Annotated in this window: 13 protein-coding genes; 11 read left to right on the forward strand and 2 right to left on the reverse strand. The window is 55.5% G+C overall.

Annotated features, from left to right (window positions below; genetic code table 11):
- Positions 1-95: 95 nt before the first annotated feature.
- Complete coding sequence (lon, locus tag ACI0FG_RS06415; RefSeq protein WP_419787718.1) at positions 96-2564, forward strand: endopeptidase La; 2469 nt, start codon at positions 96-98, stop codon at positions 2562-2564.
- Between the two features lie 964 nt (positions 2565-3528).
- Here the strand turns inward: lon and ACI0FG_RS06420 are convergent.
- Positions 3529-4881 carry a M23 family metallopeptidase gene (locus ACI0FG_RS06420; RefSeq protein ID WP_419787719.1) on the reverse strand — a complete coding sequence of 451 codons (1353 nt, stop codon included), beginning with the start codon at positions 4879-4881 and terminating at the stop codon, positions 3529-3531.
- Positions 4882-5007: 126 nt separating this feature from the next.
- A complete protein-coding gene (locus tag ACI0FG_RS06425) occupies positions 5008-5433 on the reverse strand; it encodes a CBS domain-containing protein (protein WP_419787720.1) in 426 nt (141 codons plus the stop codon).
- 173 nt (positions 5434-5606) lie between these two features.
- Here ACI0FG_RS06425 and ACI0FG_RS06430 point away from each other — a divergent pair, with 173 nt between their 5' ends.
- From ACI0FG_RS06430 to tsaD, 10 genes are all read left to right on the forward strand, one after another.
- Positions 5607-6251, forward strand: coding sequence for a protein-L-isoaspartate(D-aspartate) O-methyltransferase (locus tag ACI0FG_RS06430; protein WP_419787721.1), 645 nt, complete (start codon positions 5607-5609; stop codon positions 6249-6251).
- Positions 6252-6271: 20 nt separating this feature from the next.
- Positions 6272-7228, forward strand: coding sequence for a DUF368 domain-containing protein (locus ACI0FG_RS06435; RefSeq protein ID WP_419787722.1), 957 nt, complete (start codon positions 6272-6274; stop codon positions 7226-7228).
- Positions 7229-7283: 55 nt separating this feature from the next.
- Entirely contained in the window at positions 7284-8171 is an 888-nt protein-coding gene (locus ACI0FG_RS06440; RefSeq protein ID WP_419787723.1) for a P-loop NTPase, read from the forward strand.
- 9 nt (positions 8172-8180) lie between these two features.
- Complete coding sequence (gene pgsA / locus ACI0FG_RS06445; RefSeq protein ID WP_419787724.1) at positions 8181-8765, forward strand: CDP-diacylglycerol--glycerol-3-phosphate 3-phosphatidyltransferase; 585 nt, start codon at positions 8181-8183, stop codon at positions 8763-8765.
- A gap of 19 nt (positions 8766-8784) precedes the next feature.
- Complete coding sequence (locus tag ACI0FG_RS06450) at positions 8785-9063, forward strand: hypothetical protein (protein WP_419787725.1); 279 nt, start codon at positions 8785-8787, stop codon at positions 9061-9063.
- Positions 9064-9066: 3 nt separating this feature from the next.
- Positions 9067-9387, forward strand: coding sequence for an FtsB family cell division protein (locus ACI0FG_RS06455; protein ID WP_419787726.1), 321 nt, complete (start codon positions 9067-9069; stop codon positions 9385-9387).
- Positions 9371-10168, forward strand: coding sequence for a tetratricopeptide repeat protein (locus ACI0FG_RS06460; protein ID WP_419787727.1), 798 nt, complete (start codon positions 9371-9373; stop codon positions 10166-10168). Before ACI0FG_RS06455 ends, ACI0FG_RS06460 begins: the two co-directional genes overlap by 17 nt.
- Before the next feature lie 63 nt (positions 10169-10231).
- The gene (locus tag ACI0FG_RS06465; RefSeq protein WP_419787728.1) at positions 10232-11023 is read left to right on the forward strand and encodes a hypothetical protein; all 792 of its coding nucleotides are present in this window, start codon (positions 10232-10234) and stop codon (positions 11021-11023) included.
- 45 nt (positions 11024-11068) lie between these two features.
- Positions 11069-12097 carry a class 1 fructose-bisphosphatase gene (fbp, locus tag ACI0FG_RS06470; RefSeq protein ID WP_419788365.1) on the forward strand — a complete coding sequence of 343 codons (1029 nt, stop codon included), beginning with the start codon at positions 11069-11071 and terminating at the stop codon, positions 12095-12097.
- The gene (tsaD, locus tag ACI0FG_RS06475) at positions 12097-13170 is read left to right on the forward strand and encodes a tRNA (adenosine(37)-N6)-threonylcarbamoyltransferase complex transferase subunit TsaD (RefSeq protein WP_419787729.1); all 1074 of its coding nucleotides are present in this window, start codon (positions 12097-12099) and stop codon (positions 13168-13170) included. The genes fbp and tsaD overlap by 1 nt, the downstream gene beginning before the upstream one ends.
- Positions 13171-13181 lie beyond the last annotated feature (11 nt).

A 13181-nucleotide genomic window follows, 5' to 3' on the forward strand; every position in this document is an offset into this window, starting at 1 on the left:
CGGCCAATCGGGCTTATTTCCAGTATTCACACAAGTGGCGGCCCGCCCCTTGGCGGAACCGCCGCCACCACTTGGAAACACAATCGGAGGAAGCTATGCCGACTTTTGGGTTCGACGGCAAGAACTCCCCTGAATCATTAACTCTTCCCATGATGTCCCTTCGGGAAGTAGTCATGTTCCCGCGATCCATTGTCCCTTTGTTTGTTGGCCGTGACGCCTCCATCAAAGCCATTGAGACTGCGGTGGCAGACTATGGAAAACAGATTTTCCTGGTCACTCAGAAAACTCCCGAGAAGGAACTGCCGGATGCGGAAGACCTCTACGAGGTCGGCACGGTCAGCAAGATTCTCCAGATGCTTCGCCTGCCCGACGGTACCATCAAGGTACTCTTCGAGGGTGTGGCCCGTGCAACCTGGGATGCCAAGACCAGCCGACTGACCTACGAAGAGGGCGATGAAGCGGAATTCCCGCAGGCTACGGTAACGATGCTTCCTGAAATGGAAGACACTTCGTCCGAAGGTGTAGCACTTGTGCGCGCTGTGCACGAGTCCTTGGACGAGTTTGGCAAAGTCAACAAAAAGGTCGCCCCGGAGGCGATTCTGGCCATGTCCACGGTTATGGAGCCGGGGCAGCTTGCCGACCAGATCATGCCGCATTTGAAGGTGGATTTTGCCCGCAAACAGGAAATCCTGGAAGAGGGCGATTCCGTGACCCGTCTGGAGCGTGTTTTCGAACTGCTCCTCGGTGAGATCGAGATTGTTTCCATCGAGAAGCGGGTGAAGGGTCGCGTCAAGGACCAGATGGAGAAAAACCAGCGCGAGTATTATCTCAACGAGCAGGTCAAGGCCATCAATAAGGAGATGGGCCGCGAGGACGATCCCCAGGCCGAGGCCAAGGAGCTCGAAGACAAACTCGACGCCAAGCCCATGAGCGAGGAAAATCGCGAACGGGTCCGTAAGGAAATAAAGAAGCTCCGGACCATGCAGCCGAGCAGCGCCGAATATACGGTGGTGCGCAACTACGTGGACTGGGTGCTCGATTTGCCCTGGGACAATCTCAAGGACGATAAGGACGTTGACATCTCGGAGGCTCGCAGCATCCTGGATCAAGACCACTTCGGCCTGGAGAAGCCCAAGGAACGTATACTTGAATACCTGGCCGTTCAGTCTTTGGTCGAAACCATGAAGGGCCCCATCCTTTGTTTTGTTGGTCCTCCAGGTGTCGGTAAGACGTCCATTGCCAAGTCCATCGCCCGCTCCATGGGCCGCGAGTTTTTGCGGATTTCCCTGGGCGGTGTGCGTGACGAGGCTGAGATCCGTGGACACAGGCGCACCTATGTTGGTGCTCTGCCGGGCAAAATTATCCAGTCACTCAAGCGGGTGGAGTACAATAACCCGGTAATCTGCCTGGATGAAGTGGACAAAATGAGTGCCGATTTCCGGGGTGATCCCTCGGCAGCGCTCCTTGAGGTCCTGGACCCGGAGCAGAACTACGCCTTTAATGACCACTATCTGGATCTGGATTACGACCTGTCCAAGGTGTTCTTCATCACCACTGCAAACCAGCTGGAAGGTATTCCGCTGCCTTTGCAGGACCGTATGGAGATCATTCGTCTGCCAGGTTATCTTGAAATGGAAAAGGTTCAGATCGCAAAGGGATTCCTGCTGCCCAAGCAGATCAAGCAGCATGGCCTGACCGAGGAAAACCTCAAGCTGTCTGACAACTCCATACTCGACGTGGTGCGTTACTACACTCGCGAGGCCGGTGTCCGTAACTTGGAGCGTGAGATTGCGGCCATCTGCCGCAAGTCCGCCATGAAGATCGTGGAGGACAAGGATCGCGACAAGGTCATTCAGGTAACGACTCAGTCTCTGGAAAAGATGCTGGGTGTGACCAAGTACACGTATGGCGAGCGCGAGGAAAAAGCGCAGGTCGGCGTGTGCAACGGTCTGGCCTGGACGCAGCTGGGCGGCGAAATGTTGCTGGTGGAAGTGGCTCTGATGCCCGGCACCGGCAAGGTGGAGATAACCGGCAAGCTCGGTGACGTCATGCAGGAGAGTGCGCGTGCGGCTCTGTCCTACATTCGGGCCCGTTCCGATATGTTGGGCCTGAAGCCGGACTTCCACAAGGAAGTGGATATTCATATCCACGTTCCGGACGGTGCCACGCCCAAGGATGGCCCCAGCGCGGGTATTACCCTGACAACGGCCCTGATCTCCGCGTTGTTGAATATCCCGATTCGCAATGATCTGGCCATGACAGGCGAGATTACCCTGCGAGGCCGGGTCCTGCCCATCGGCGGACTGCGCGAAAAGTTGCTTGCGGCCCATCGCGGACTGATCAAAACCGTGATCATTCCGATTGAGAATGAGAAGGACCTGAAGGAAGTGCCCAAGACCATCCTTAAGGACCTTGAGATCATTCCGGTCAAGGCGATGGATGAGGTCATCGACAAGGCGCTTGATAATGGTGGCGAGACAGTATGGTGCGAGCAGCACTGCGATCCGCCGCTGTACAAGGCCCTGCTGAAGGGCGGAGATCTTCAGGAACCCGCTCACCAGTAAGTCTGCTACATAATGCCATTGAAGCCGGACGGCCCCTGCCGTCCGGCTTTTTTTGCGCCAAAAGACATCGTTTCAACGTTGTTTCGTCGAGCTTGATTGGTCGAGGGGTGAACCCTTCAGGGTTCATGCGAGGCGCCGTTGTGCGGGGATGGCCCCTTGTGGAGATTGGTGCAAGTTTTATGGAGAATCCTTTCTGTCGCTTGCAGCCGGTCGAGCGCAATGATTTAGCTTGTCCAATATTTCATCTATTGTCTGAATGTGATGTCTGGTTCAGCAAATATTGACGGGATAGACAGGTTTTGGCTGCCGTGGCCGTGTTGCCGCTTCTGGAAAGGGGGACAGGGATTGTCTACAAGGGAAAACGATGTCGGAATTAATGGTGGATAGTTTTAGGCAAACGCAGTGGTGACTGGCAACGCTGTTGCCGCTGATAGCGATGGTTTTTCCCGCGTATCTGGTTGTTGGTGTCGCCATGCCGGTCGTTCCGCTCTATGTCTCCAATGAGTTTGGATTCGGCACATTTGTTGTTGGCCTTACTGTGAGTTGTGGATTTATGGCGACTCTTTTCGCGAATCTGGCCAGATCATTATGCCGATGTGCGCGGGGAAAAACTCGCCGTGGCTATTGGTCTGGTGGCCGGGAACCGCTTTGTGGGGTGCTTACGCAGCCGGTCCCGTGCTCGGGCTCGTTGCCGATGCCACTGGGCTGATGACGGTTTTTCTTGTCAGCGCTGTTGTTGTGTTTTGTGCCTCCCCCTTGGCCCTTGTTCTGCTGAGGAAGAAAACGAGTTTTACGTCCTGATTGGACATTTGAAATTTTAGTCCACCTTACTGGCGGTGCGGGGGCTGGAAGTGATTTTCCATTGGGGATTCCTATTATGGGTGGGAAATAGCCGGACCGGCTAATGAGAGAGGCCCCACTTCCTGTCGGAAGTGGGGCCTCTCTTTGTATGTTGAGTTTACTATCAATCTTCCAGTTTGGAAGTGATGTTGTGTTTGATCCAGGCCGCGTCCCACCACTCGATGGGCTGAACCGGCGTGCCGGATACAATGACGCCATAGTGCAGGTGGTCGCCTCCGGCCAGTCCCGTGGCACCGGTATGGGCAATGATTTCACCGCGTTTGACCATATCTCCGGGCTTAACTTTTATGGAACTCAGATGTGCGTACAGAGTCTGCAATCCCAGACCGTGATCGAGAACAACCACGTTGCCGTATATGCCGAGAAAGTCGGCGAACACGACACGGCCGTCGTTGCCTGCCGGGACTTCCGCGTGGCGGATGCTGGCCAGATCCAGGCCCAGGTGCGTCTGATGGTCGACTTTTTTGCCTTCGAACATGTAGTCGCGGCTGTCGGCAAAGCGGGCGCGGTTGGCTGCGTTCGGCAATCTGTCAAAGGGACCGTTCCAGAGCATGGTGGTGCTGGTGTCTCTGCCGAATTCGATGAGCTTGGCCCTGTTCTGCTTGCGGATCACGTTGTTGATGTAGAGATACTGGTCAAGAACGGGCTTGTCCTGGGGGACTCCCTGAAACTCGGGAACCGTGCGTTCCATGAAGGACGTGGACAGGTTGATTTTGTCCTTGCGGAAAGGACGGGGATTGGTGTGGAAGTGGAAGGCGTGTTGTGCCTTGTTGCCAGCTCCGTCCAGTGCCTCGACAAACGGCTTGAAGTTTGCGGCGGGGACATCCCAGGGATGGGCGAACATGCAGTAATATACGTACTTGCCACCGGTATCGCGTTGCAAATAGGCCGGGAAGTAACGTTCCCCAATTCGGATGCCGGTTTGAGCAGCTTTCTCGGAGAGAGCGTATACCAGGAGTCCCGAACCGCCCTGATTGAGGTTGTTGGTATGTGACTGAACGTAGATACGGGGCGGAGTGACATCCAGGGTATATGACCTTTGGGCCGCAGCCTTTCCGGCTTTGCCAAAGGGGTAGATAGAGGAATCCTGCGCTGTGACGACAATGTCGAAGGGGCCTTCCGCAAGCTGACCCTTGTTCAGAACAATGGTCTCCGTCGCTTCCTTCTGGCCTTCCGGAAATACCTTTTCCGCCAGGATAAATCGTTTGCCGTCCTGCTCGGCGGCCACGGCCATGTTTTTAAGGCCGCTCCCAGGATCGGTGACAGTTATGGTTATGGAGGTGGATTTGCCCACCACGTTCGCTTCCGGACCAATGGCAATGGTCGGCGGTTCGGTATCCCTGAAAAGAAGGAACCCGCCTGCGCCTATGGCCAGTACGAGGATGATGGTCGTCAATAGATAGGGAAACCGTTTCCCGCCTTTGCTCGGATTGAGACTGTGCGAATCTTTACTCATTGCTCTTCCTGTTTGGTGAAAGTCTAGAGTATTTCTATACCGTTCACGCAGGGGACACAAGGGTGTGCGGCCGGTTTCTGCAAATCGGCTATTACTCTTATTAGTGATTTGGGAGTGTTGTCCCGGTTATTCTTCCAGGCCATCCATGAGGTTGATGGTCAATCTGAGAAAGTCAGCCTCGGTTACAATACCGATCAGCACGCTGTCCTGAACCACGGGGAGACAGCCGTACTTGTGATTGAGCAGAATCTGGGCCGCTTCTCTGAGAGGGGACTCCGGGGATACCGACATGATGTCGGTCCTCATGATTTCCCGGATGGGGATGCCGGAATCAATTTCCTTCTGTGTCTCGGGGTCGAGTTCTGCCAGTTGGGATATGGTGGCGGAGAGAATGTCCCGGTGAGTGATGAGCCCGGTAAAGGCGTTTTCCGCCGTAACGATGGGGACGTGGCGGATCCGCTGAAGGTCCATCAGCGATTTTGCGCTGAGTAGCGAATCATTCTCCTTGAGGGAAAAGACCGGTGTGGACATTATATCTTTCACTTTTAGCATCAAAATTACCTCATTTTTGTCATATCACTCTCCATAAAAGGAGCGCCCATGTCAAGGAGGGGCGGTAAATATCGAAGAGTCCTCGTCAGTTGGTTGACTTTGACCGGATAATCTGTTCAGCATCCCCGCAAGTCTTCCGACGCCGCCTTCCGGGGCGTCATTTCCAAGGAGCATTGATGGTTGATCCGGTAAGAATCCGAGAGCGGATGGTGCGTGAGCAAATTGAGGCCAGAGGCATTGCCGACAGCCGGGTGCTCGACGCCATGCGTTCCCTGCCAAGGCATTGTTTCGTTGAAGAGGCACTGGCCTCTAAGGCGTATTCGGACGGACCACTTCCTATCGGTCATGGGCAGACTATTTCCCAGCCCTATATTGTTGCGCATATGTCCGAACTGCTGCGGGCCGAGCCTGGCATGAAAGTACTGGAGATAGGTACCGGATCGGGCTATCAGGCCGCCGTTCTCGCACACATGGGGTGCGACGTATATACAGTGGAACGGATCAAGCCTCTTTTTTTTGCCGCAAGAAAGCGTTTCATGGACATGCGGATGTTCTCCGTCAAACTGAAGTTGGATGACGGAACCCTGGGCTGGCCGGATGAAAGCCCGTTTGACCGCATCATTGTAACGGCAGGCGGTCCCGAAGTGCCGGAACCCTTGATCGATCAATTGGCCGACAACGGGCGTATGCTTATCCCTGTAGGGGAGGGCAAGCGTTTCCAGACGTTGGTTCTCATCGAAAAGACCGAAGGCAAGGCCGTCCGCACCGATTTGGGCGGCGTGGCCTTTGTGGACCTAGTCGGCAAGCATGGGTGGTAGTCATGGGCGAGGGTAGCCGTTTGTCGATCAGAAAGGCGTTCATGGCCACGCCCGGACCGGAGAACGTCCGAAGTGCGGCCATGCTCTGGCTCAAGGGTTTCTGCATGGGCGCGGCGGATATAGTTCCCGGCGTCTCGGGCGGAACCATTGCCTTTATTACCGGTATATATGAGCAACTGGTGGACGCCATTCGGTCTTTCGACGTTCGGTTGCTGGGCCGTCTTGTGCGTCTGGACTTTTCGGGTGCCCTGGCTGGAGTTCATCTCCGATTCCTTGCCTGTCTGCTATTCGGCATCCTCACCGCAGTGGTTTCCATGGCCCGGGGGATGCACTATATGCTGCAAAACCATCCGGTGGAAATCTGGTCGCTTTTCTTCGGCCTCATCTGTGCGTCCATCTATGTAGTGGGGCGGGAGATACGTCCCTTCGATTTGCGCTCCTTCATTTTCATCTTGTTGGGCGCGGGGTTGAGCTACGCGCTGGTGGGGATGATACCGGTATCCACGCCGGAAACCCTGCCGTTCATCTTTTTCTGCGGCGCCATTGCCATTTGCGCCATGATTCTGCCCGGCATCAGCGGCGCCTTTCTGCTTTTGATGCTTGGCAAGTATGAGTTCATAACCGGAACTCTCAAGAATCCCTTCCTGTTGGACAACCTTCTCGTGATTCTTGTCTTTGCAGGGGGGGCCGGAATCGGCATCATTGTCTTTTCCCGTCTACTGCACTATCTTCTCCACCGATGGCATGCATTGACGGTGAGCGTACTCACCGGATTTATGATAGGGGCTTTACGCAAGGTCTGGCCCTGGAAGGATGTGCTGGAGACCGCGGTTATTCGCGGCAAAGTCCATGTGCTGAGAGAGCAGAACGTGCTCCCGGCCAATGTGGACCATCAAGTTTTTCTGGCCGTTGCCCTTGCCTTGGCGGGCGTGGCGGTTGTTTTGCTGCTCGACCGGCTGTCGCGCGGTGACAGATGAAACAGGCGGCTGAACGACCTGGTTCGGCCCCAAGACATAAGCGAGTTGAAAAAAAATGAGCGAGTGCAGTTCCGGCTCCTGCGGGGGCGGCGGCGCGGAGAAGACCAGCGCCAAAATGAAAATTCAGGATGAGATGATTCGCTCCACCCTGGAGAAAATCAAGTGCAAGCTGTTCATCATGAGCGGCAAGGGCGGGGTGGGCAAGAGTTCCGTCTCCGTCAACGTGGCCGCAGCGCTGGCCGAGAAAGGATACAAGGTCGGCATTCTGGATGTTGATATCCATGGCCCGAGCGTTCCGACTCTCCTTGGTCTCTCCGGCCAGTTGGAGGTGGATCGCGGTTCTCTGGTCGTGCCCAAGCAGTATAATGAAAATCTGCATGTGGTCTCCATGGAGTCCCTGTTGAAAGATCCGGATCAGGCCGTGCTTTGGCGTGGTCCCATGAAGACTTCCGCTATCCGCCAGTTTATTTCCGACGTGCAGTGGGGCGAGCTGGACTTTTTGGTTATCGACTCCCCTCCAGGAACCGGTGACGAGCCCATGACCGTACTCAAGACGATTCCCGAATCCCTGTGCGTGGTCGTGACCACTCCGCAGGAGGTTTCCCTGACCGATGTGCGCAAGTCCGTCAATTTCCTCCAGTATGCCAATGCCAATATCCTCGGCGTGGTGGAGAACATGAGTGGTCTGATCTGCCCGCATTGCCACAAGTCTATCGACCTGTTCAAGAAGGGCGGCGGCGAGGAACTGGCCAAGAAATATGGCCTGAACTTCCTCGGACGCATCCCGCTTGATCCTGCTACTGTGGTGGCCGGTGATTTGGGAACCCCCGTTGTCCTGCTGGAAGAGGAATCCTTTGCCAAGGAGGCATTCCTTGATCTTGCGAAGGTCATTGCCGAAGCAGCCGAGCAGTGCTTCGAGGCGGCTTCCACAACCCACGCGTAGGGGGACGGCATGTCAAAGGAAACTTTCAATCTGCCGAATTGCCTGACAATGGCGAGGATACTGGCGGCACCCGTTGTGGTGTTCCTCCTGTATCTCGAAATGTGGTTCCATTTCCGGCTGGGATCCTACTTTGCGTTCGGGGTATATTTTGTCGCCTGCATGACTGATTTCTTTGACGGGATGATTGCCCGTCAGCAGAACATCATCACCAATCTGGGTAAATTCCTTGATCCGCTGGCCGACAAATTGCTCATCGGTTCGGCGCTCATCATGCTCGTCCGGCTTGGGCCGGACTGGAAGGTCCCGGCCTGGATCGTAATCATCATCATTTGCCGCGAGCTGGCCGTGACTGGTATGCGTGCCATTGCTGCAGAGATGGGCGAGGTCGTTGCCGCCGACAAGCTCGGCAAGGCAAAGACGTTGCTGCAGTCCCTGTCGGTCGGTTTTTTGATTTTCCACTATCCGTTCTTCGGATGGGATCCGCGTCCCCTTGGCCAGGGGTTGCTTTGGGCCGCTTTGGTGCTGACGGTTTTTTCGGGCGGAAATTATCTGTACAATTTCTATAAAAAGTGGTTAAAAAGTGGAGAAAATTGAAAGGAAGACGGAGATTGCCATGGCTGAACCTGGTTCCGTTAATCATCTTGTCCGCATAACCAACTGTCTTCAAACCATTCTGGACCTCGAACCCCAGTTGGAACGGCTGGAGCATGGCCACTCCCTGCTGGATGAATTCGTGGTGCTCAAGTCTTTCCTGGAGAAGATCGACAGGGTTGATTTGAATGAAGCGGATGTGGAACGGATAGAGACGGCCACTGCAAACTTCCTCAGGGAGTTGCAGGGGCCGCTTGCCAAGGCAAGGTTCGAGAGGAAAAGCAACCGAAGGCTTCAATAGGACATGCATGGACGCATATTGCTCGTCGCTCTGTTACTCTTTATCAACCTGTTCCTTTTGTTCAGGGTGGTCTGGAGTGATCAGGGCGTTTTCGCGTACTTGGAGCTGAAAAATCGGTATGCGGTCCTGCAAAGCAAGATTGATGCGGTCGATGCAAAGAGTTTGGACCTGAGCCAGGAGATTCGACGGTTGAAGTCTGACAAGGCCTACCAGGAAAAGGTTGTCCGGGAACGGATGAATTTTGTGAAGAAGGACGAGATCCTGTACATCTTCCCGGATGATAACGCCAAGAGTGCGGAGAAAGACAATGAGCGGAAAAATTGAGTGGTACCAGGAAGTTCTCTCCCTGGAACCCGGTTCCAGGGTGTTTTTCCCGTTGGCGAAACTCTTTGTCGAAACTGGCCGTCCTGAAGACGCTGTAGAGGCGCTTCGCCGGGGGCTTGACCGGCACCCCGATTATCTCGAAGCGCGAATGCTCCTGGTCGAGCTGCTCATAGAACTGGGGCGGGAGGATGAAGTCCGCGACCAGTTGTCTCGCGTTATCGATCCATTGCGGGATTACCCTGCGTTCTGGCGTGCCTGGGCTCGCAGCCTGCCTGTGGAGCAGCGGGACCTTTCTGTCTTTCTCATGCTGGTCGCATCCAATATTTCCGGAGATACCATCCGCTGGACCGACGTGGTTTTCGAAGGCATCGGAACGCTGGCCGACCGTCTTGTCGGGGCACCGCTGCCGCCGCCATGTGAGACAACACCGCGTTCCATTCGTATGCCCAAACTCGATATGCCGCCTTCCGAAGGGGAGGACGAGTTGGATCAGGAGTATGTCCATCCGGGGCTTGGATCGTTCCGTACCAAGACCATGGCCGATCTGCTGGCCTCTCAGGGGGACGTTGAGGGAGCACTGGAAATTTATCGCGAATTGGTGCATTCAACGGTTTCCGACGAACGACGAGCTGAGCTTGAGACCCGGATAGCCGAGTTGGAAGCGGGAGGCCCGTCCGAACCGCAGGACAAGGAAGACCCGTTCAGCTCACATGCCAAGAACCGTCTCATCGGTACGTTGGAGACACTGGCCGCGCGTTTCGAGGCCCGTGTCCGTAACTGACGGGCCAGCCCAGGGGCTCCCCCCCATGCGTCAACCTCTCTTTGCACAATGAAATACGATAAAATGAAATATTTTTCTTTGCTGTCGCTTCTCATGACCCTCGTTCTCTCCGGGTGCGGCGTTTGGACCAGTACCAAGGAATACACTCAGGAAACTTGGCACTCGACACGAGAGTACATCGATCCCGATCCGACCATTGATACGGACAGTTACCAGTTTGAAAATCCCAATCAGGAAAAACTGGCCAAGCTGTTTACTCCGGTGGACGGTCCTTTGACTTCACTGGCCCGTTATATTGATGACATGGATTCCTTGCCTGATCCCGACTGGATGGATCTGCTGCTGACCCGTTTTCCTTGGGTGCATCGGATTTTGGTCACGGACGGAGATGGGACCATTGTGGCCATGCAGCCGGAAATTCCGGTTAAGCGGATTGAAAAGCCTCTCCAATTCGAAGGGGTCTGGCGGCAGATATCGCTGGTAACCGTAGTCGATTATTCAGATCTCGGTCCCGAGCTTTACATTGCGCGCCCCTATTTTGCCGATGCGGATTTCAATGGCCTCATCGGGGTCGGTTTTGATCCGCGCACGCTACTCAGCCTGAGCCCCAGCCCCAAAGAGCTGATAATCATTCAGCCCGGTGGTGGCGTGTGGACGCGGGGGGCGGACGTGGACAAGGCCGGGCTTTTGGCCTTACCGTGGAAGGAGATGCTTGCGGAGACCGTGCAGGGGCAGGTCAAGGTAGGCGATAAGTATTACACTTGGCTCGCCAAATACATAGGTGACGACCGCTACGTATACGCCACAGAGAGTGTTGACCCCAAGGCGGGGCAGCGTTCCTGGTGGTTCTTTTAAAAAACCGTGAGCTACATGAAAACGCAAAAGCGGGAGCGTATCAACATGCCGCAGCAGGTTACGGTGACCGAACACATTCTGCTGCACCAGAAGATGGTGCCAGGTGCTACGGGACAGTTCACCCGACTGTTCAACGAATTGGTCCTCTCTGCCAAGATCATTACCCGGGCCGTAAACAAGGCCGGGCTTGTCGATATTTTGGGATTCACCGGAGACGTCAATGTCCAGGGTGAAGAGGTCAAGAAGCTGGACGAATACGCGAATCGGATTCTGATTCATCGGTTGGCCCGTTCCGGCGTTCTTTGCGCCATGGCCTCGGAAGAGAATGCGGATATCATCGAGGTGCCGGAATCGCTTCCGCGCGGCGATTATATCATTATTTTCGATCCATTGGACGGTTCTTCCAATATTGATGTCAACGTCAATATCGGGACGATCTTTTCCATCTTCAAGCGCAAGAGCGACTCGGGTGGACCGCTCATGTCGAGCGATGTCCTGCAAAAGGGAAGCGAGCAGGTGGCTGCGGGGTATATCCTGTACGGCTCATCGACCATGCTCGTATTCACCTGCGGCGACGGCGTGCACGGTTTTACGCTCGACCCCAGCGTGGGCGAGTTTCTGCTCTCTCATCCTAATATCCGTATCCCGGAGCAGGGTAAGATATACTCGGTGAACGAGGGGTACGAGCGGTATTGGGACCGTGAGACGAAACAGGTCCTGGCATATTTCAAGTCGCCCAAGAATGCTCTGCGCAAACCGTACAGCGGTCGGTACATCGGTTCGCTCGTGGCGGATTTTCATCGGAACCTGCTGTACGGTGGTATCTTCCTGTACCCGGCGGACCTGCGGGACCCCAAGAAGCCGACGGGTAAACTTCGCCTGACTTGCGAGTGCAACCCGATGGCCTTTATCGTCGAGCAAGCCGGTGGTTTGGCCACCGACGGTATGCAGCGTATTCTGGAGATTGAGCCGGATCACCTGCACCAGCGTGTGCCTTTTTATTGCGGTTCGCTCAATGATGTGAAGATGGTTCAGGACATCTTCGAAGAATCGCGGGGAAGCAAGCAAAGATAATGCGCATTCTCGGCATCGAGACTTCCTGCGACGAAACGGCCGTTGCCCTCGTGGAGGACGGGCGTCTTGTCGGTGAACGCCTCGCCACCCAGATAGATGTTCATGCCCTGTTCGGCGGAGTTGTGCCCGAGATCGCTTCTCGGGAACATCTTCGTGTGTTGCCTCGGTTGTATCGCAGCCTTTTGGACGATACCGAGCTGGCGCCGGAGGATCTGGACGGAGTCGCGGTGGCGCGGGGGCCGGGGTTGCTCGGCAGCCTGTTGGTGGGAGTCAGTTTTGCCAAGGGGCTCAGCCTCTCGACCGGGGCTTTTCTGCTGGGCGTGAATCATCTGTGGGCCCATCTGCTTGCACCTGGGCTTGCAGGGGAACTGCAATTCCCTGCGTTGGGGCTGCTGGTGTCCGGTGGGCATACCCATACATACCGCATAGAGTCTCCGGTGGAGTTCTTGTTGTTGGGGCGGACACTGGATGACGCCGCGGGCGAGGCCTTTGACAAAGTCGCCAAGGTGCTTAATTTCCCTTATCCTGGTGGGCGGTTCATAGATGAGCTGGCCCAGGAGGCGGAACCGGACAAAAAACTTTTCCCACGGGCCTTCATTGATAATCCCAGCCTGGATTTCAGTTTCAGCGGACTCAAGACGGCCGTGGCCACCTATGTTGCCGCGCATCCTGATTTGGTGTTCGATTCCATGGCCGATGCCGCTGCGGTGGCTGCTTTGTCCGGGGAACGGCGGGAGCGTCTTGCCGTGGTCTGTTCTTCCTTCAACTGGTCGGTGGCCGATACCCTGCGTATCAAGGTGGAGCGTGCTCTCAAGCAGGCGGGAGAGGTGAAGAGCCTTATCGTAGCCGGTGGAGTTGCCGCCAATTCGCTTATACGCAAGACCATGGCCCGTCTGGCTGAAAAAAACGGCATTGTGTTGAATCTGCCGGCTCTGTCGCTGTGCACTGATAACGGGGCAATGATAGCCCATGCAGGCTGGCTAATGGCGGAGGCAGGCCTTTGCCATGGCCTGGATCTGGAGGCTGTTCCCAGAGGCAGAGTTGTCCCTCGGGATTGGAAACCGCGTGTTTGAAGTGATATTTT

The organism is Pseudodesulfovibrio sp. 7M6, assembly GCF_050058625.1.
GTDB lineage: Bacteria > Desulfobacterota > Desulfovibrionia > Desulfovibrionales > Desulfovibrionaceae > Pseudodesulfovibrio > Pseudodesulfovibrio salinus.